Source organism: Aphanothece microscopica RSMan92 (genome assembly GCF_046613545.2).
Lineage (GTDB): Bacteria > Cyanobacteriota > Cyanobacteriia > PCC-6307 > Cyanobiaceae > NIES-981.
Genome location: NZ_JBKKKY020000021.1, coordinates 23,395 through 41,223, shown reverse-complemented (window position 1 = coordinate 41,223; position 17,829 = coordinate 23,395). Strand labels below are relative to the sequence as shown.

Genomic DNA, 17,829 nt, shown 5'->3' with positions numbered 1-17,829 from the left:
GGCTGGGCACAGCTCTCGAAGCCGCCGCACGAGCTGGAATCCCAACCGTCGGATGCTGGCCATCCGGGTGGGATTGCAATGGGCCCGCATGTCGGTTTCCACCAGCACCGCGCCATCGTCCGAAGCGGCAGCGCAGTGGCCCAGGGCCCCCTCCAGATCAGCCCGGCTGCGAATGGCCTTGATGCAGAGCCTGGCAGCGCGCGGACTGGGCTGGGCCGGCCGGGCGATCAGGGCATGGCTCGGGAAGCGCACCTGGTGCAGCCAGGCCGTGAAGGCGGCGCTGGAGAGCTCGGCCGGCCGAACCGTGCGGCTGGCGAAGGTGGTGCGCAGCTCCAGCCGCTGTTCCACCACGGTGAGCTCGCGCTCCAGGTCGATGAACACGAGCACCTCCTGGCCCACCGGCAGGAAGGGCACGGCGGGATGGGGCCCGAAGCTCCCCTCACTGGCGAGGCCCAGCGGGAGCCCGGTGGCGGCCAGTCCGAGCGCAGCCTTGCGGCGGCAGGTGGTCAGAGGGTCGGCCAGCCGCTCGATCTCACCGCTGAAGCTGCCGAGCTGGTCGGTGTCGCAGCCGGCCACGAGCAGCTCAGCCCCGAGCCCATGAAAAAAGGGCCTGGCCAGCACCCGCTCCTTGCCGTGGAGCGTGGTGAGGCAGACCCTGCATCCGGCATAGGGAGACGCCGGCGCCATCCCGGGGCTCAGGAGGGTTGGGGGACGGGGGCCTGCTTGGTGCCGATCACCACCCGCAGCAGGATCGGAGCCAGGAAGGTGGTGCCGATCACCATCAGCAGAATCGCTGCCTCCAGCGCGGGGGTGAGGATGCCGGCCTGGGTGCCGAGGCCCAGAAAGATCAGACCGACTTCACCACGGGGCATCATGCCCAGCCCGACCACCAGGCGGTTGGTGGGTTCCTTGCTGGTGTAGCACCAACCCGCCGCCACCTTGCCCGCCACGGCCACCACCAGGAGAAACACGGCCACGATCAGGCCTTCCCGGTTGGCGGGGTCGAAGGGGTTGAGCACGGACAGATCCATGCCGGTGCCGATCAGCACAAAGAACACGGTGGCGAACAGGGCCACCAGGGGCTTGACCGCTGTGTCGATGTCGTGGGTGTGCTTCGAGGCACTGAGGATCAACCCGGCCGCAAAGGCCCCGAGGGCTGCCTCCAGACCGATGGCCTGGGCCGCAAAACAGCTGAGCGTCAGCACCACGAAACTGGCCACGGCCACATCGCCGGGAGCCTTGAGGCGGTCCACCACCCAGTCGAACCCGGGCGCCGCGGTGCGGCTGAGGAACAGCGCCGCCGCCACGAACACCAGCGCCGCGGCGCAGAGCTTGAGAATCGGACCAATCGTGAAGGCACCACCCCCGGCGAGGGAGACCACCACCGCCAGAATCACGATGCCGAGGATGTCGTCCAGCACGGCCGCGCCGATCACGATCTGGCCCTCCTTGCGCTTGAGCCACTGCAACTCCCCGAACACACTGGCCGTGATCCCGATCGAGGTGGCCGTCATGGCGGCGCCGGCGAACACCGCCGGGATCAAGGGCACATGGAAGATGAAGTAGAGCCCTGCGGTACCGAGCGCAAAGGGCAGCACCACGCCGGTGAAGGCCACCGTGCTCGCCTGCACCCCCACCGCCACCAGCTCGTCGAGTTCACTTTCCAGCCCTGTGAGAAAGAGCAGGGCGAAGAGCCCGATCTGCGACACGGCCTCCAGGCTGGGAAAGGTTTCGCGGTAGATCGAGGCCACCGTGTCCGGGGTGACATCCGCCAGGGAGCCGACCAGCCCCAGAACGGCGGAGCTGAGCTGGGTCTGAGCCTCAGGAGGGAGAACCAGATGCAGGCCGGAGGCGCCGATCAGAACCCCGGCCACCAGTTCCCCGAGGATGGTGGGCAGCTGCAGGCGCACCATCAGCTCGGCCATGGCGCGCGCCGCCACGAAAATCACAAGAAAACGACCGACCCCTATCAGGGTCTCGGCCACTTCAACCTGGTGGCTGCCGACTTCCATCAGCAGCGCGGGCAAGGGATCCATCAGGTGCGGAAGGTGTGCAAGGAGTTTTAGGTGGGATTGGGGCCGATCTGTTGCCCTGAACACATCGGGAACCAGTGGAGCCCGTGATGCCTGCAATCAGCACAGGTGATCAATCGGCTCGCCCAGCTCCGGCAGTCAGTCCCCCGCGGAACCTGACCAGCGCCAGTCGATCAACCCCCTGTGGCGCAGCTCCCGCTGGAAATCCCTGGCCAGACTGGCTTCCGGACTGTGCCGGGACACCTGACCGAGGACCAAGAGCACACGAAGGGCCAACCAGAATGCCAGCAAAACAACAAGTAACACCACAGCCAGGCCTGCGGATTGCCGAGCCCAAGGTTTAACGCAGCCCCTGGATTTTCTGGGCCCTTCGGCCTCCGCATTGAGGCGAGCGCCCCATCCTTGCGATTCTCATCAGGCCTTAGCCGAAAGACGGCCTCACAGGGGCAAGACGCCCATCCCACCCCTTAAGGTTCCGCCCAACACGCCACGATGTAGCGATGGCCACAGTGACGGCGCCACCCGGGCGACCTGCCTTCCGCCTGCTGAACCACTTCAGCAGCAGCCACATCAGGGGCGACCTGTTCGGCGGCGTCACCGCGGCGGTGATCGCCCTGCCGATGGCCCTGGCCTTCGGGGTCGCCTCCGGCGCCGGTGCCGCCGCCGGCCTCTGGGGCGCCGTGCTGGTGGGCCTCTTCGCCGCCCTCTTCGGCGGCACCCCCACCCTCATCTCCGAGCCCACCGGCCCGATGACCGTGGTGATGACCGCCGTCATCGCCAGCCTGATCGGCCAGGCCCCCGACCGGGAGACCGGCCTGGCCATGGCCTTCACCGTGGTGATGCTGGCCGGGGTGTTCCAGATCCTGTTCGGGGTGCTGCGCCTCGGCCGCTACATCACCCAGATGCCCTACACGGTGATCTCGGGCTTCATGAGCGGCATCGGCATCATCCTGATGGTGCTGCAGCTCGGACCGTTCCTCGGCCAGGCCATCCCCAGGGGCGGCGTGCTCGGCACCCTCACCAACCTGCCGGGCCTGATCGCCGGTGCCCGACCGGCGGAAGTGACCCTGGCCCTGGTCACCCTGGCCATCCTCTGGTTCACGCCGGCCCGCATCAAGAAGGTCGCCCCGCCCCAGCTGATCGCCCTGATCGCCGGCACGATCCTCTCGCTCACCCTGCTGCGCGGCGCCGATGCCTCCGCCGAGGTGGAGGGCATCCGCCGCATCGGCGCGATCGCCTCAGGCTTCCCCCATCTGGTGACGCCCCACTTCGCGCTGCCCCAGCTCCAGCTGATGCTCATCGATGGCGTTGTGCTGGGCATGCTCGGCTGCATCGACGCCCTGCTCACCGCCGTGATCGCCGACAGCATCACCCGCACCGAGCACGACTCCAACAAGGAACTGATCGGTCAGGGCCTCGGCAACCTCGTCTCCGGACTCTTCGGGGGGCTCGCCGGCGCCGGCGCCACCATGGGCACCGTGGTCAACATCCAGGCCGGCGGCCGCAGCGCCCTCTCCGGCCTCAGCCGCGCCCTCATCCTCATGCTGGTGATCCTGGTGGGCGGTCGCCTCGCCGCCCAAATCCCCCAGGCCGTCCTCGCCGGCATCGCCCTCAAGGTCGGCTTCGACATCGTCGACTGGAGCTTCCTCAAGCGCGCCCACCGCATCTCGATCACCGGCGCGCTGATCATGTACCTGGTGATCGCCCTCACCGTGCTGGTCGACCTGATCGCCGCCGTGGGCATCGGCGTGTTCATCGCCAACATCCTCACCATCGACAAGATGAGCGCCCTGCAGAGCAGGGCCGTCAAGTCGGTCTCCACCGGCGATGGCGACCTGCTGCTCGAACCCGAGGAGAAGCGCCTGCTCGATCAGGGCCAGGGCCAGGTGCTGCTCTTCCAGCTCACCGGCGCCATGATCTTCGGGGTGGCCAAGGCCATCGGCCGCGAGCACAACGCCATCGGCGACTGCAAGGCCGTGGTGTTCGATCTCAGTGAGGTGTCCCACCTCGGGGTCACCGCCGCCCTGGCGGTGGAGAACGCCGTCGAGGAAGCCATCGAGAAGGGCCGCCAGGTGTTCGTCGTCGGCGCCACAGGCACCACGCGCCAACGGCTCGAGAAGCTCGGCCTGTTCGCCAAGCTGCCGCCGGAGAACGCCAGCCTCAGCCGCTCCGAGGCGCTGCAGCAGGCGTTGAACACCGTCGCCTGAGTGAAACCGCCCTGGGTTCAGCCCAGGGACAGGGGCTCAGAAGCATTCGTGGCAGCGCCCTGAACCCACCTGTCGTCTGCCGGGGTGTTGGCCATGACGCAGGTGGATGGAGGGGACGGAGGGGGAGATCAGCTGGCGAGGTCGGGCTGGAGCAGGGCGCCGGCCATCCAGGCCACGATCAGCACGAGAGCGAGAGCGGCGATCATCGGGAGCTGGGCGAAAGGTCGCTGGGGCGGGAGAGCACGAAGGCCACCATGGCGGTGAGCACCACCGTGAGGACGAAGAGAGCGGCGAGGGCCGCGGTGAAATCGGTGGTCATGTCGCTCAACCCAGGCCGAGCTGGGACAGGATGCTCTGGCCTGTGAGCAGCTCGGTGGCCAGGCCGATCACGAAGCCGAGCATGGCCAGGCGGCCATTCCAGGTCTCGGCGAAGGAACTGAAGCCGAAGCGGCTGGTGGAGTCCGTCATGAGCGTTGCGTTTTGTTAAGGAGACTGTAACAGAGTGCAACGGCGTGTTGCCGGGTCCCGGCCATGCTGGAGGCTCCCGGTCCTGCTCCCACGTAGATGCCCCCCGCGCCCGGCATCGGCCAGCCTCCGGCCGCAGCACCTCCAGCCCTGCTGGAGGTGCTGGGCAGCCACGAGGGCATGGGCACGGGCCGGCGCCGCCTGGTGGTGGTGTGGGGGCAGCTGGGGGATTTCGACAGCCTGGAGTACGCCCAGGCCCTGGCGGCCTGGCTGCCCCGGCTCGAGGCGGCCGGGATCAACCTGCTGGCCTTCGGCATCGGGGCAGAGGCGGGCCGGCAGCGCTTCTGCGCCTTCACCGCGCTGCCGCTGGAGCGGCTGCAGGCGGTGCCGGATGCGGCCCTGCATCGCTCCCTTGGGCTCTATGCGGGGCTGCAGCTGCCGATCGGAGCGTGGGGCAACCTGCTGCTGATGTGCGCGGGCCTGGGCTCGCCCGGCACGCTCCCGGAGGTGCTGCGCGGCTACACCGGTGATCGACAGGCGCCGCAGCGCATCGCCGAGGAGGCGGTGATCCATGCCCCGCCGTTGCCGCCGCTGCAGGGATCGCTGTTCGCCCTCGCGGGAGGGAGGGGGTTTCTGCGGCCGTTCGAGCTGGCCACCATCCGGCTGCGCAACATGGGCGAAGTGCTCGGGCACTGGGGCACCTACGTCCCCCGCGACGACTTCCTCACCCAGCGGGGAGGCACCTTCCTGCTCGACGCTGACGACTCGCTGCTCTATGTCCACAGGGATCGTGGACTGCTGGGGTTCTCGGCCACGATGCGCGAGCCGCTCCGATTCCTGGATCCCTACCTGGGTTGAACCGCAGCCGTGGTCTCGCGGATACTCCAGCCCAACCCGTGCAGCCGCCTGATGGCCCTCCACCCCGGATCCCTGCCTCAGCACGACCCTTGCCCATGCGCGATGCCGGGTTCGAACCAGCGACATCCTGCTTGTAAGGCAGGCGCTCTACCGCTGAGCTAATCGCGCGTGGGCACGACGCTACCGCAGGTACGAAGGCGTCGCCGACGGCGTCCCCCGTCGGCGTGGCAGCGGCTGCGCTGGCGCATCGAGGCCCTGGGGGTGCGGCTGCTGCTGGCCCTGCTGCGCGGTCGCCGCCACGCCACGATGCGGCGGGGCATCCATCTGGCCATCGGGCTGGCCCGGCCTGCCCTTGCCAGACGCCTGAGCACGGCCACCACGAACCTCGAGCGGGTGTACGGCGACCAGCTCAGCGATCAGCAAAGGCAACTTCTGGCCCGCCTGTCGCTGGAGAGCTTCTTCCTCTCCTGCCTGGAATCGATCATCCAGCCGGTCGCCGATGCCCGGATCACGGCCGAGGGTGCCGGCCTGGCCGAGCTGCTGGCCTGCCAGCGCCAGGGCCAGGGCGTGATCATCGGCTCGTTGCACCTGGGCTGCTGGGACCTGGGCCTGCGCTGGCTGAGCCAGCGCCTCGACAACCTGGCGGTGATCTACCGGCCGGCCCACAACCCCCGCGCCGACGAGCTGCTGAACGCCGCCCGCAGCGCCGACAACCACTGCCGCTGGATCTCCCAGTTCGATGCCCGCGGCATCCTGCAGAGCCTGCGTGACGGCTGCGGCCTGGTGGTGATGACCGATCTCTACAGCCACCGCAGCGACCTGGTGGTCGACTTTCTGGGGCTCAGCACCAAGTTCGCCACTGGCCCGGTGGCCCTGTCCCAGAAGACCGGCGCCCCCCTCTTCCCGGTGGCCCATGTCCGCGAGGACGACGGCACCTTCCGGCTGATCTGCGGCGAACCCATCCGGCCCGGGAGTGGTCCCCACGGCCTCGCGGAGCAGGCGGGGGCGGTGGCGCGCTGGCACGAAGCCTGGATCCAGGCCTATGCCGACCAGTACTACTGGATCAACCGCCGCTGGCGGGAGGGCGACGGCAGCGGCTCGCCATGCCGGCGGCTGCCCCCGCCGGCCGCCCGGAGCCTGGGCAGGAGCGGCTGATGGCCAGCGGCCGCCACCACGACCGGGCCACCGGCCTGCTCGCCCTGCCCTTCGGGCTGCTGTGGGGACCGGCCCTCGGTCCGGTGGGGGTGCTGTGCGCCGGAGCGGGATTCCTGCTGGGCGGGCTCTGGCTCTCGCCCGACCTCGACACCCGCTCCAACGCGACCCGTCGCTGGGGCCCCCTGGGCTGGCTGTGGTGGCCGTACCGCAAGGTCCTCCCCCACCGCTCGCTGTTCTCCCACAGTCCACTGCTGGGCACGGCGGTGCGCCTGGCCTATCTCGCCGTCCTCGTGCTGGCCGGCTCGGCGGCCCTCACCCCCCTCGGTACCCCGGCGCCTTCCGTGTGGATCGGCTGGGCCGGGAACCTCTGGCAGCACCAGCGCGGACCGATCGTCAGCGCCCTGGTGGGCGTGGAGGCCAGCAGCTGGCTCCACCTGATCCAGGATGGCGACCCGATGCCGCGCTGGCCCCGATCGCGGCGCCGCCGCTGATGCCCAGCCCTGAACCTGCCCAGCCCTGAACCCGCGCCCATGGTCTCCGACCCCACCCTGGCCGCCCTGGCGGACCTGATCGCCGTGGTGGCCCGCCTGCGGGATCCCGAGGGCGGCTGCCCCTGGGATCTGGAGCAGACCCACGCCTCCCTGGTGCCCTACGTGCTGGAGGAGGCCCACGAGGTGGCCGATGCCATCCGCCGCGGCGACGACCGCCACCTCGCCGAAGAGCTCGGCGACCTGCTGCTCCAGGTGGTGCTGCATGCCCAGATCGCGGCCGAGGAGCGCCGCTTTGATCTCAAGGGCATCGCCGAAGGCCTCGGCGCCAAGCTGGTGCGGCGCCATCCCCATGTGTTCGCCGGTGCCGAGGCCACCGACAGTGCGGCGGTGAAGGCCAGCTGGGAGGCGATCAAGGCCCAGGAGGCCGCCGAGCGTCAGGGGAGCGCCGCGGCCGACCCGCTCCCGTCCCCCCTCAGCGACCGGCTGGCCGGCAAGGTGCGCGGTCAGCCCGCCCTGGCCGGGGCCATGACCATCTCCCGCAAGGCCGCCGCGGCCGGCTTCGAGTGGGAGGCCATGGCGGGGGTGTGGGAGAAGGTGCACGAGGAGCTCGAGGAGCTCAAGGAGGCCGTGGCCAGCGGCGACAGGGTTCACGCCCAGGAGGAACTCGGCGATGTGCTCTTCACCCTGGTGAACGTGGCCCGCTGGTGCGGCCTCGATCCGGAGGAGGGCCTCGCCGGCACGAACCGGCGGTTCCTGGAACGCTTCTCGCGCGTCGAGGCCGCCCTGGGGGGCGATCTCCAGGGCCGGAGCATCCGCGAGCTGGAGCAGCACTGGCAGCAGGCCAAGGCCGCGATCCGGGCCGAGGCCCAGGCTGAACAGCCCGGGGCTGATCCCACCGCCTAGGGGAGGGCCCGCCAGGCTCAGCCCTCCGGGACCGGCACCCGGGAGCTTCGCCGGCTCTTGAGGGCGCTGCGCTGCCGCTTCGAGTCCAGCCGGCGCTCCACCGATCCGCGGGTCGGACGGGTGCGGCGTCGGGGCGGCGGTGGCGGTTGCAGGGCCTGCTGCAGCAGGGCCACCAGCCGCCGCTGGGCCGCCACCCGGTTCTGCCACTGGGAGCGATGCTCGCGGGCGGTGATCACCACGGCTCCCTCCACCAGGCGCGGCGCCAGCCGTTCCAGCGCCCGGGCCCTGAGGGCCTCCGGCAGTGCCGCCGAAGCGGCCAGGTCAAACATCAGGTCGACGCGGGAGTCGGTGGTGTTGACGTTCTGTCCCCCCGGGCCTGAAGCGCGCGAGAAGCGCCAGCGCAGTTCCGCGGCCGGGATCCGCACCGCCGCTGTAATGCGCAGATCGCCGCTGGGCTGGTCGGAGGCCATGCCCTGAGCCTGCCATGGACGGAACGGAACCGCAGGGGCCGGACCCGGACTGTGCAACCGTACGGAGACAGCGTTCGACCATCTCCCCCGGGCCATGGCCAACCCCCCAGGCTGGATCGACGAGGTCTTCGAGGGCGTGCGCTACGGCCTGGCCGGCCGGGTGATCGCCGAACAGGCCTCGCCGTTCCAGACGGTGACCATCATCGAGAGCGAGCGCTACGGCAAGGGCCTGCTGCTCGATGGCTGCTGGATGACGGCCGAGCGGCAGGAACGGCACTACCACGAATGCCTGGTGCATCCGGCCCTCTGCAGTGCCGCGGCGGTCGAGCGGGTGCTGGTGATCGGCGGGGGCGACGGGGGGACGGCGCGGGAATGCCTGCGCCACCCCGGGGTGCGCCATCTGGACATGGTGGAGATCGATGGTCTGGTCGTGGAGTGGAGCCAGCAGCACCTGCCCACGATCGGTGGCGGCTGCTGGAGCGACCCTCGCTTCCACCTGACGGTGGGCGATGGGATCGCCTGGGCCGCCAACGCTCCGGATGCCAGCTATGACGTGGTGATCGTGGACGGCTCCGATCCGGCCGGACCGGCCGAGGGGCTGTTCAACCGGGCCTTCTTCGAGCACTGCCGCCGCCTGCTGCGACCCGGTGGCGTGTTCGCCACCCAGAGCGAATCCCCCGAGGCCTTCCGGGAGGTGCATCTGGCCATGGTGCGGCTGCTGCGGGAGGTGTTCGGCCACGCCGACCCGATGTACGGCTGGGTGCCCATGTACCCCAGCGGCTGGTGGAGCTGGACCTTCGCCGCCCCGGACGGCCGCCGCTACCTCGAGCCCGATTCCGTGCGTGCCGCTGTCGTCGCCGACGGTTGTGAGATCTGGAGTCCCCGCTGGCAGCGGGGGGCCTTCGAGGCCGTGCCCGCCGCGATCGAGCGCGACCTCAACCGATGAAGCCGACCATGAATCCCAGCATGGCCGAGCTCTTCGACACCGACGGAGCCATCTACATGGCCAGCCGCCGCGATCCCGGCGGCTGCCGGGTGGCCCTGTTCGGCGTGCCCTACGACGGCACCACCTCCTTCCGTCCCGGCACCCGCTTCGGACCGGCAGCGATCCGGGAGGTGAGCAGCGGCCTGGAGACCTACTGCCCCCAGCTGGATCGGGACCTGGAGGATCTGGCCTTCGCGGATCTGGGCGCCCTGGCCATTCCCTTCGGCGACCCCGAACCCGTGGTGGAGGCCGTGCGCCAGGCGACCGCGCGCGTGCTGGCGCAGGGGCTGCGGCCGCTGATGCTCGGCGGCGAGCACTCGATCAGCTCCGGCGCCGTGGCGGCGGTGGCCCAGCGCCACCCCGAGCTGGTGCTGGTGCAGCTGGACGCCCATGCCGATCTGCGCTCGAGCTGGCTCGGTGCCCACCACAGCCATGCCTGCGCCATGCGGCGGTGCCTGGAGGTGCTGCCGAGCCAGCAGCTGCTGCAGATCGCGATCCGCAGCGGCACCCGGGAGGAGTTCAGCGAGCTGCGCCAGAGCGGACGGCTGGTGGCGATCGAGCGCATGGCGGAGGCCCTGGGGCCGCTGCGGGGCCGGCCCATCTATCTCACCGTGGATCTCGACTGGTTCGATCCGGCGGTGATGGCCGGCACCGGCACCCCCGAGCCCGGTGGCTTCCACTGGCCGGACTTCGCGGCCCTGGTGAATGAGCTGCGCCACCACGACCTGGTCGCGGCGGATGTGGTGGAACTGGCCCCCCAGCTCGACCCCACCGGCGTGAGCAGCGTGCTGGCCGCCAAGGTGACGCGCAGCCTCCTGCTGCTGCTGGGCCGCTGAGACTGCTGGGCCGCTGAGGCTCCGAACTCAGTAGCAGCAGGTGCCGCTGGTGCGCTGTTCCCGCAGGCGGACATGCTGCTGACTGATCAGCTGCACGGCCAGGGTCGGGTGGTTGTGGAGCAGGTTGAGGAAGCGGAGACGATCGAGCCGCAGAATTTCCACCGGCGTGCGGGCCAGGGCATCGCTGTGGTGGGTGCCGTCACCCCAGACGATGTCCTGGTAGCTGAACAGTTCCCCGGACCGATAACACAGGGTTTCCCGGGTGGCTCCGAGCAGCTCGACGATCCCCCGCCTGACGGCGTAGATCGAGTCGGCGGGGGCTCCGTGCCGGTACACCTTGGCCCCGGTGGGCAGGGTCACCACCTCACAGTCCACATGGGCCGACATCAGCTCGATGGGCGTGGTGCGCGTCGCGGTTCCGATCAAGTCCAGTCACCTCCTGTGGCAACCAGGTGTCACTTCTGTCTTACATCCCCGGAGTGCCAGGATTTTGTGTTGCAGATACCCAAAGACGCAGCGCGCCCCACCCGGCGGCTGGGCTCAGAACTGGGGCAGCACCGCCTCGAGGCTGAGCTGGCGGGTCGTCTGGGGAACGGCACACACCGTTCCCGGATCCTGGGCGACGGTCTGGGGCAACCGGGGTGAGCGGGCCGACCAGTGGTGGCACCACAGCTCCGCAGCGAGTTCGGGATGGATGGGAAGCCGCCGCATCATGCACCAGCCCATCTGCTCACCCTGGGGCGCGCAGCAATGGCGGCAACTGCGGCAACTCGGGCGATGACCCATCCACACGACCTCCAGGCCGCTCAAACTAGGGGGACCAAGCCCAGCGTGCAGTCGAGGAATCCGAATCTCCGGATTCTCTTCGCAGGTCAGCAGGGGGCCGCAACAGATCGAGACAGCGACCTGGCCCCGCCGGTCCTGGCACCGCCATAACCTCGGGATCCCGAACCTCTGGCCGTGGATCTGCTGCGCACTCCCCTCCACGACGCCATCCGGGCCGCGGGTGGCCGGCTCGTGCCCTTCGCCGGCTGGGAGATGCCGGTGCAGTTCTCCGGCCTGGTAGCCGAGCACCAGGCGGTGCGCGAGCGCTGCGGGGTCTTCGACATCTCCCACATGGGCGTGCTGACCCTGCGGGGCGATGGGGCCAAGGACGCCCTGCAGGGGCTGGTGCCCACCGATCTCTTTCGGATCGGTCCCGGCGAAGCCTGCTACACGGTGCTGCTCAACGAGGCGGGCGGCATCCGCGATGACCTGATCGTCTACGACCGCGGACGCCAGGCCGATCAGGCCGGGCAGACCTGCGACGAACTGGTGCTGGTCATCAACGCCGCCTGCGCCGACAGCGACACCGCCTGGCTCCGCAGCCAGCTCGAGCCCCTCGGCATCGCCATCACCGACCGCAAGGGTGACGGCGTGCTGCTCGCCCTGCAGGGCCCCGAGGCCCAGGCCCGTCTGGAAGCCCTGAGCGACACCGCGCTGGGGAATCTGCCGCGCTTCGGCCACCGGCAGCTGAGCGTGGCCGGCTGCCAGGCCTTCGTGGGACGCACCGGATACACCGGCGAGGACGGCTTCGAACTGCTGCTTCCCCGCCAGGGGGGCCTCGCCCTGTGGGACCAGCTCCTGGCCGAGGGCGTCACCCCCTGCGGCCTCGGCGCCCGCGACACCCTGCGCCTGGAGGCGGCCATGCATCTCTACGGCCAGGAGATGGACAGCCAGACCACACCCCTGGAGGCCGGCCTGGGCTGGCTCGTGCACCTGGAGATGCCCAAGGCCTTCGTCGGCCGGGCCCGCCTGGAGCAGCAGACCGCCGAGGGCGTGCAGCGCCGCCTGGTCGGCCTGAAGCTCCAGGGCCGCGCCATCGCCCGCCATGGTTACCCCGTGCTGCAACAGGGCCAGGTGGTGGGGGAGGTGACCAGCGGCACCTGGTCACCCACCCTGGGCGAGGCGATCGCCCTGGCCTACGTGCCTCCCGCCGCCGCCAGGCTCGGGACCGACCTGGCGGTGGAGATCCGCGGGAAGGCGGAGCCCGCCGTGGTGGTGAAGCGCCCGTTCTACCGGCGGGGCTGACGCCCTGAGCGATGCCGCCGGGCCGCGGGGCAGGCCCGGCCGGGTGGGAAAATCGCCCATTGCTCAGGGATTCTCAGCATGCGCAGCCACGGGTGCGGCGACCTGCGTCAGGACACGACCGGCCAGGAGGTGCAGCTCTGCGGCTGGGTGGACCGGCGCCGCGACCACGGCGGGGTGATCTTCATCGACCTGCGCGACCGCAGCGGCACGGTGCAGGTGACCGTGGATCCCGACCTGGGGGCCGACGCCTTCGCCGTGGCCGAGCACCTGCGCCATGAAACCGTGATCCAGGTGGCGGGGCGGGTGCGGGCCAGGCCCGCCGAATCGCTGAACCCCAAGCTGGCCACAGGGGCGGTGGAGGTGCTCGCCAGCGCCATCACCGTGCTGAACAGCGTGAAGGGCAACCTGCCCTTCCCCGTGTCGGTGCACGACGAGGAGAACACCCGCGAGGAGCTGCGGCTGCGCCACCGCTACCTCGACCTGCGCCGCGAGCGCATGAACGGCAACCTGCGGCTGCGGGCCCAGACGATCCAGGCGGCCCGCCGCTTCCTCGAGGAGCAGGGCTTCATCGAGGTGGAAACGCCGGTGCTCACCCGCTCCACCCCCGAGGGCGCCCGCGACTACCTGGTGCCCTCGCGGGTGTGCGGCGGCGAGTGGTTCGCCCTGCCCCAGTCGCCCCAGCTGTTCAAGCAGCTGCTGATGGTGGGCGGCATCGAGCGCTACTACCAGGTGGCCCGCTGCTTCCGCGACGAGGACCTGCGCGCCGACCGCCAGCCGGAATTCACCCAGCTGGACATGGAGATGAGCTTCATGGACCAGGAGCAGATCCTGGAGCTCAACGAAGCCCTGATCGCCGCGATCTGGAACACGGTGAAAGGCGTCGAGCTGCCGCGCCCCTTCCCGCGCCTCACCTGGCACGAGGCCATGGAGCGCTATGGCACCGACCGGCCCGACACCCGCTACGGCATGGAGCTCACCAACGTGAGCGACCTGGTGGCGGACATGGGCTTCAAGGTGTTCAGCGGGGCGGTGGCCGCGGGCGGCTCGGTGAAGTGCATCGCCGTGCCCGGCGGCAACGAGGCCCTCTCCAACGTGCGGATCAAGCCCGGCGGCGATGTGTTCAGCGAAGCCCAGGCGGCGGGGGCCGGGGGCCTGGCCTTCATCCGCGTGCGCGACGGCGGCGAGATCGACACGATCGGCGCCATCAAGGACAACCTCACGGACGCGAAGAAGGCCGAACTGCTGCAGCGCACCGGCGCCGAGCCCGGCACCCTGCTGCTGTTCGGGGCCGGCGACACCGCCACGGTGAACAAGGCGCTGGACCGGGTGCGCCAGTTCCTGGCCCGAGAGCTGGGGATGGTGAAACCCGACCGGGAGAACGACCGCTGGAACTTCCTGTGGGTGGTGGATTTCCCGATGTTCGAGTTCAACGCGGGGGAGAACCGGCTCGAGGCGCTGCACCATCCCTTCTGCGCCCCCAACCCGGACGACCTGGGCGATGACCCCGGCGCCTGGGCCACCACCCTGCCCACGGCCCGAGCCCAGGCCTACGACCTGGTGCTCAACGGCCTGGAGCTGGGCGGCGGCTCGCTGCGCATCCACGATTCGGCCCTGCAGCGCCAGGTGCTGCAGACCATCGGCCTGCCGCTGGAGGAGGCCGAGCGTCAGTTCGGCTTCCTGATGGAGGCCCTCGACATGGGCGCGCCGCCCCATGGCGGCCTGGCCTATGGCGTGGACCGGATCGTGATGCTGCTGGCGGGTGAGGAGTCGATCCGCGACACGATCGCCTTCCCGAAAACCCAGCAGGCCCGCTGCCTGATGACCCAGGCCCCCGCCGGGGTGGCGGACCAGCAGCTGGAGGAGCTGCATGTGGCCAGCACCTGGGTGGCCGAGGAGTAAGCCGGCACGGCAGCGGAGCCCGTGCAACAGCCCGCTGACGCAAAACCAAAGCAAAGGCCGTGAATCGGGCCCCGGCGCAAGGTCTGCTGCCATCGGTGGAGTGACCCGACCTCCACCCCCGACCTTCACCCTTGTCCCACGCTTCGACCACCAACGACCCGGTGCGGCTGTACCTGCGCGAAATCGGGCGCGTTGAGCTGCTCAGCCAGGAGCAGGAGATCACCCTGGCGCGGCTGGTCCAGACCCGGGAGCGGCTGCTGCTCCAGCAGGGGGACGGGGAGCTGACGGGCTGGGCCGAGCGCTGCGGCCTGAGCGTGGCGGAACTGCGGCTGAGCCTTCACCGCGGCCGCCGCGCCAAGGAGAAGATGCTGCAGGCCAACCTGCGGCTGGTGGTGGCCGTGGCCAAGAAATACCAGCGGCGCGGTCTCGACCTGCTGGATCTGGTGCAGGAGGGCACGCTCGGCCTCGAGCGCGCCGTGGAACGCTACGACCCGCGCCGGGGCTTCCGGTTCAGCACCTACGCCTACTGGTGGATCCGCCAGGGGATCACCCGGGGCCTGGCCAGCCAGAGCCGCACCATTCGCCTGCCGGTGCACATCACGGAAACCATCAACCGGGTCCGGCTGGCCCAGCACCAGCTCTCGGGCCGGCTCGGCCGAACCCCCAGCCTCTCGGAGCTGGCGGCGGCGGTGGGCCTGGAGGAGGAGCGCCTGCGGCGCACCCTCACGCACATCCCCAGGCCGGTCTCCCTGGAGGGACGGGTGAGCGGCGGCAGCACCGAGACAGCCCTGGGCGATCTGCTCGAGGACAGCCACGCCACCCCCGAGCAACAGCTCACCCGGCAGCAGCTGCATGCCGACCTCGAGGCACTGCTGGAGCAGCTCAGCGGCCGGGAGGCCACGGTGATCCGGCAGCGGTTCGGGCTCGACGACGACACGCCCCGCACCCTGGCGGAGATCGGCGAGAACCTGCAGCTCTCGCGGGAACGGATCCGCCAGATCGAATCCCGCGCCCTCCTGAAGCTGCGTCAGCCCCAGAACCGCTGCAGGGTGCTGGACTACCTGGGGAGCCTGGACGAACGCTGATCCGGCCCCTCGCCGCGAACAACAACGAACTCCTACGCCCCACGCCCCAGCGCCGCGCAGCCGGACCCATCCCCAGCTAAAACGGAGTTATTCCGCATAAGACCCATGGCCGTCACCGCCCCCCCCATCGACATCGGCATCTCCGAATCCCAGCGCCAGCAGATCGCGGAAGGGCTCGGCCGCGTCCTCGCCGACAGCACGGTTCTCTACGCCAAAACCCACGGCTTCCACTGGAATGTGACCGGGCCGATGTTCAACACGCTCCACCTGATGTTCATGGAGCAGTACACCGAACTCTGGACTGCGCTCGATGAGATCGCGGAGCGCATCCGGGCCCTCGGCCTTCCCGCACCCTTCGGAGCCCAGACCTACAGCACCCTCTCCTCCATTCCCGAAACCGATGGGATCCCCTCCGCCATGGCCATGGTGAGGGAGCTGGTGGAAGGCCATGAGGCCGTGGCCCGCACCATCCGGGGTGTCTTCGCCATCGCCGATGCGGCCAATGACGAACCCACCGCCGACCTGCTCACCCAGCGCCTCCAGATCCATGAGAAGACGGCCTGGATGCTGCGCAGCCTCCTGGAGGGCTGAACCCCCGCTGGGGCGCTGAGCCGCTGCCTGGGGAGGGTCGGTAGATTGGCTGGTCAGCCAGGTGAGCCATGCCCGCGAACACCGCCACCACCGGACACGTGCCCAAGTTCGTGTTCGTGACCGGTGGCGTGGTGTCCAGCATCGGCAAGGGCATCGTGGCCGCCAGCCTGGGACGCCTGCTCAAGAGCCGGGGCTACAGCGTCTCCATTCTCAAGCTCGACCCCTACCTCAACGTTGACCCGGGCACCATGAGCCCGTACCAGCACGGTGAGGTGTTCGTCACCGAGGACGGCGCCGAGACCGATCTGGATCTGGGCCACTACGAGCGGTTCACCGACACCGCCATGTCCCGGCTCAACAGCGTGACCACCGGCTCGATCTACCAGGCGGTGATCAACAAGGAGCGCCGCGGCGACTACAACGGCGGCACCGTGCAGGTGATCCCCCACATCACCCGCGAGATCCGTGAGCGCATTCACCGGGTGGCGGCCAACAGCGGCGCTGACGTGGTGATCGGCGAGATCGGCGGCACCGTCGGCGACATCGAGTCGTTGCCCTTTCTGGAGGCCATCCGTGAATTCCGCGGGGATGTGGGACGCCACGATCTGGCCTATGTCCACGTCACGCTGCTGCCCTACATCGGGACCTCCGGCGAACTGAAGACCAAACCCACGCAGCACTCGGTGAAGGAGCTGCGCTCGATCGGCATCCAGCCCGATGTGCTGGTGTGCCGCAGTGATCGCGAGATCTCCGATGACCTCAAGGGCAAGATCGGCGGATTCTGCGGCGTACCCACCCGGGCGGTGATCCAGGCCCTCGATGCCGACAGCATCTACGCCGTTCCGCTGGCGATGGAACAGGAGGGGCTGTGCCGCGAGGTGCTCGACGTGCTGCGTCTGCAGGATCACAGCAGCGACATGGCCCGCTGGCAGGAGCTGGTCACCAAGCTGCGCCATCCCGGCCCCGCCGTGCGGGTCGCCCTGGTGGGCAAGTACGTGCAGCTCAATGACGCCTACCTGTCGGTGGTGGAGGCCCTGCGCCACGCCTGCCTCGAGCGGGATGCCTCCCTGGATCTGCGCTGGATCTGCGCCGAGCAGATCGAGACCCTCGGCGCCGATGCCCTGCTCCAGGGCATGGACGCGGTGGTGGTGCCGGGGGGCTTCGGCAACCGGGGCGTCGATGGCAAGGTGGCGGCGATTCGCTGGGCGCGGGAGCAGCGGGTGCCCTTCCTGGGGCTGTGCCTCGGCATGCAGTGCGCCGTGATCGAGTGGGCCCGCAACCAAGCAGGGCTGCAGGGCGCCACCAGCGCCGAACTCGATCCGGACTCCCCCCATCCGGTGATTCACCTCCTGCCGGAACAGCAGGACGTGGTCGACCTGGGGGGCACCATGCGGCTGGGCGTCTACCCCTGCCGCCTGGCCCCCGGCACGATGGGGCACCGGCTCTACGGCCAGGAGGTGGTCTACGAACGGCACCGCCACCGCTACGAATTCAACAACGCCTACCGGAACCTGTTTCTGGAATCGGGCTATGCCATCAGCGGCTCGTCCCCGGATGGCCGGCTGGTGGAGCTGATCGAACTGAAGGACCATCCCTTCTTCACCGCCTGCCAGTACCACCCGGAGTTCCTCTCCCGGCCGGGCCAGCCCCATCCCCTCTTTCTCGGCCTGGTGGAAGCGGCCCAGCAGCGCCTGCCCTCCAGCCCCCGCGAGATGGTGGAGGCCACATCAGGCTCCAGCACCTGAATCGGAGCTCCAGGTGCTGGAGGCAACGACCGACAC

Annotated in this window: 18 protein-coding genes and 1 tRNA gene; 12 read left to right on the top strand and 7 right to left on the bottom strand. The window is 69.8% G+C overall.

All coding sequences use genetic code 11. The annotated features are described in order from the left end of the window. The coding region (locus ACLD7X_RS08110; RefSeq protein ID WP_411423045.1) for a DUF6671 family protein at positions 1 to 687 on the bottom strand (687 nt) is incomplete at its 3' end. An 8-nt stretch (positions 688 to 695) separates the two neighbouring features. Beyond that, positions 696 to 2,036, bottom strand: coding sequence for a cation:proton antiporter (locus tag ACLD7X_RS08105; RefSeq protein ID WP_411423044.1), 1,341 nt, complete (start codon positions 2,034 to 2,036; stop codon positions 696 to 698). 497 nt (positions 2,037 to 2,533) lie between these two features. Between ACLD7X_RS08105 and bicA the strand changes: the two genes are divergently transcribed. After that, on the top strand, positions 2,534 to 4,240 hold the full coding sequence (gene bicA, locus ACLD7X_RS08100) for a bicarbonate transporter BicA (protein WP_411423043.1): 1,707 nt from the start codon (positions 2,534 to 2,536) through the stop codon (positions 4,238 to 4,240). 324 nt (positions 4,241 to 4,564) lie between these two features. On the opposite strand, the gene ACLD7X_RS08095 is transcribed toward bicA, so the two are convergent. After that, positions 4,565 to 4,708, bottom strand: coding sequence for a chlorophyll a/b-binding protein (locus tag ACLD7X_RS08095; protein ID WP_411423042.1), 144 nt, complete (start codon positions 4,706 to 4,708; stop codon positions 4,565 to 4,567). A 96-nt stretch (positions 4,709 to 4,804) separates the two neighbouring features. On the opposite strand from ACLD7X_RS08095, the gene ACLD7X_RS08090 reads away from it, so the two are divergent. After that, positions 4,805 to 5,563 carry an AhpC/TSA family protein gene (locus ACLD7X_RS08090; protein ID WP_411423041.1) on the top strand — a complete coding sequence of 253 codons (759 nt, stop codon included), beginning with the start codon at positions 4,805 to 4,807 and terminating at the stop codon, positions 5,561 to 5,563. Positions 5,564 to 5,659: 96 nt separating this feature from the next. On the opposite strand, the gene ACLD7X_RS08085 is transcribed toward ACLD7X_RS08090, so the two are convergent. After that, positions 5,660 to 5,731 (bottom strand) — tRNA-Val (locus tag ACLD7X_RS08085). Between ACLD7X_RS08085 and ACLD7X_RS08080 the strand changes: the two genes are divergently transcribed. From ACLD7X_RS08080 to mazG, 3 genes are read left to right on the top strand one after another with little or no spacing between them, the layout of a single operon-like run. Next, positions 5,732 to 6,718, top strand: a complete 987-nt coding sequence (locus ACLD7X_RS08080) for a lysophospholipid acyltransferase family protein (RefSeq protein ID WP_412006753.1) — start codon at positions 5,732 to 5,734, stop codon at positions 6,716 to 6,718. Next, positions 6,718 to 7,209: a metal-binding protein gene (locus tag ACLD7X_RS08075; RefSeq protein WP_412006752.1), complete on the top strand. Its 492-nt coding sequence runs from the start codon at positions 6,718 to 6,720 to the stop codon at positions 7,207 to 7,209. The genes ACLD7X_RS08080 and ACLD7X_RS08075 overlap by 1 nt, the downstream gene beginning before the upstream one ends. A gap of 39 nt (positions 7,210 to 7,248) precedes the next feature. Next, positions 7,249 to 8,112: a nucleoside triphosphate pyrophosphohydrolase gene (mazG, locus tag ACLD7X_RS08070; RefSeq protein ID WP_411423038.1), complete on the top strand. Its 864-nt coding sequence runs from the start codon at positions 7,249 to 7,251 to the stop codon at positions 8,110 to 8,112. 17 nt (positions 8,113 to 8,129) lie between these two features. Here mazG and arfB read toward each other — a convergent pair whose 3' ends face one another. Then, positions 8,130 to 8,582 (bottom strand): alternative ribosome rescue aminoacyl-tRNA hydrolase ArfB, encoded by a 453-nt coding sequence (gene arfB / locus ACLD7X_RS08065; protein ID WP_411423037.1) that lies wholly within the window; start codon positions 8,580 to 8,582, stop codon positions 8,130 to 8,132. 94 nt (positions 8,583 to 8,676) lie between these two features. Between arfB and speE the strand changes: the two genes are divergently transcribed. Both speE and speB read left to right on the top strand, forming a co-directional pair. Then, the gene (gene speE / locus ACLD7X_RS08060; protein WP_411423036.1) at positions 8,677 to 9,528 is read left to right on the top strand and encodes a polyamine aminopropyltransferase; all 852 of its coding nucleotides are present in this window, start codon (positions 8,677 to 8,679) and stop codon (positions 9,526 to 9,528) included. Further along, positions 9,525 to 10,403, top strand: a complete 879-nt coding sequence (gene speB, locus ACLD7X_RS08055; protein ID WP_411423035.1) for an agmatinase — start codon at positions 9,525 to 9,527, stop codon at positions 10,401 to 10,403. Before speE ends, speB begins: the two co-directional genes overlap by 4 nt. A 27-nt stretch (positions 10,404 to 10,430) precedes the next feature. Here speB and ACLD7X_RS08050 read toward each other — a convergent pair whose 3' ends face one another. Together ACLD7X_RS08050 and ACLD7X_RS08045 are read right to left on the bottom strand one after the other, a co-directional pair. Continuing rightward, positions 10,431 to 10,829 (bottom strand): cyclic nucleotide-binding domain-containing protein, encoded by a 399-nt coding sequence (locus ACLD7X_RS08050; RefSeq protein ID WP_411423034.1) that lies wholly within the window; start codon positions 10,827 to 10,829, stop codon positions 10,431 to 10,433. 114 nt (positions 10,830 to 10,943) lie between these two features. Next, entirely contained in the window at positions 10,944 to 11,189 is a 246-nt protein-coding gene (locus ACLD7X_RS08045; RefSeq protein WP_425625127.1) for a hypothetical protein, read from the bottom strand. A 168-nt stretch (positions 11,190 to 11,357) separates the two neighbouring features. On the opposite strand from ACLD7X_RS08045, the gene gcvT reads away from it, so the two are divergent. From gcvT to ACLD7X_RS08020, 5 genes are all read left to right on the top strand, one after another. Next, positions 11,358 to 12,473 (top strand): glycine cleavage system aminomethyltransferase GcvT, encoded by a 1,116-nt coding sequence (gene gcvT / locus ACLD7X_RS08040; protein ID WP_425625128.1) that lies wholly within the window; start codon positions 11,358 to 11,360, stop codon positions 12,471 to 12,473. A 78-nt stretch (positions 12,474 to 12,551) separates the two neighbouring features. Beyond that, on the top strand, positions 12,552 to 14,372 hold the full coding sequence (aspS, locus tag ACLD7X_RS08035) for an aspartate--tRNA ligase (RefSeq protein ID WP_411423033.1): 1,821 nt from the start codon (positions 12,552 to 12,554) through the stop codon (positions 14,370 to 14,372). Positions 14,373 to 14,503: 131 nt separating this feature from the next. Next, positions 14,504 to 15,457, top strand: a complete 954-nt coding sequence (locus ACLD7X_RS08030) for a sigma-70 family RNA polymerase sigma factor (RefSeq protein WP_411423032.1) — start codon at positions 14,504 to 14,506, stop codon at positions 15,455 to 15,457. 105 nt (positions 15,458 to 15,562) lie between these two features. Then, positions 15,563 to 16,048 (top strand): Dps family protein, encoded by a 486-nt coding sequence (locus ACLD7X_RS08025; RefSeq protein ID WP_411423031.1) that lies wholly within the window; start codon positions 15,563 to 15,565, stop codon positions 16,046 to 16,048. 98 nt (positions 16,049 to 16,146) lie between these two features. Further along, positions 16,147 to 17,793 (top strand): CTP synthase, encoded by a 1,647-nt coding sequence (locus tag ACLD7X_RS08020; RefSeq protein WP_411423030.1) that lies wholly within the window; start codon positions 16,147 to 16,149, stop codon positions 17,791 to 17,793. Positions 17,794 to 17,829: the final 36 nt, after the last annotated feature.

What these genes read in the sequence shown, in the direction of transcription:
- ACLD7X_RS08105 (WP_411423044.1), bottom strand. Translation starts at nt 2,036, where the DNA reads ATGGATCCCTTGCCCGCGCTGCTGATGGAAGTCGGCAGCCACCAGGTT.
- bicA (WP_411423043.1), top strand. Translation starts at nt 2,534, where the DNA reads ATGGCCACAGTGACGGCGCCACCCGGGCGACCTGCCTTCCGCCTGCTG.
- ACLD7X_RS08095 (WP_411423042.1), bottom strand. Translation starts at nt 4,708, where the DNA reads ATGACGGACTCCACCAGCCGCTTCGGCTTCAGTTCCTTCGCCGAGACC.
- ACLD7X_RS08090 (WP_411423041.1), top strand. Translation starts at nt 4,805, where the DNA reads ATGCCCCCCGCGCCCGGCATCGGCCAGCCTCCGGCCGCAGCACCTCCA.
- ACLD7X_RS08075 (WP_412006752.1), top strand. Translation starts at nt 6,718, where the DNA reads ATGGCCAGCGGCCGCCACCACGACCGGGCCACCGGCCTGCTCGCCCTG.
- mazG (WP_411423038.1), top strand. Translation starts at nt 7,249, where the DNA reads ATGGTCTCCGACCCCACCCTGGCCGCCCTGGCGGACCTGATCGCCGTG.
- arfB (WP_411423037.1), bottom strand. Translation starts at nt 8,582, where the DNA reads ATGGCCTCCGACCAGCCCAGCGGCGATCTGCGCATTACAGCGGCGGTG.
- speE (WP_411423036.1), top strand. Translation starts at nt 8,677, where the DNA reads ATGGCCAACCCCCCAGGCTGGATCGACGAGGTCTTCGAGGGCGTGCGC.
- speB (WP_411423035.1), top strand. Translation starts at nt 9,525, where the DNA reads ATGAAGCCGACCATGAATCCCAGCATGGCCGAGCTCTTCGACACCGAC.
- ACLD7X_RS08045 (WP_425625127.1), bottom strand. Translation starts at nt 11,189, where the DNA reads ATGGGTCATCGCCCGAGTTGCCGCAGTTGCCGCCATTGCTGCGCGCCC.
- aspS (WP_411423033.1), top strand. Translation starts at nt 12,552, where the DNA reads ATGCGCAGCCACGGGTGCGGCGACCTGCGTCAGGACACGACCGGCCAG.
- ACLD7X_RS08025 (WP_411423031.1), top strand. Translation starts at nt 15,563, where the DNA reads ATGGCCGTCACCGCCCCCCCCATCGACATCGGCATCTCCGAATCCCAG.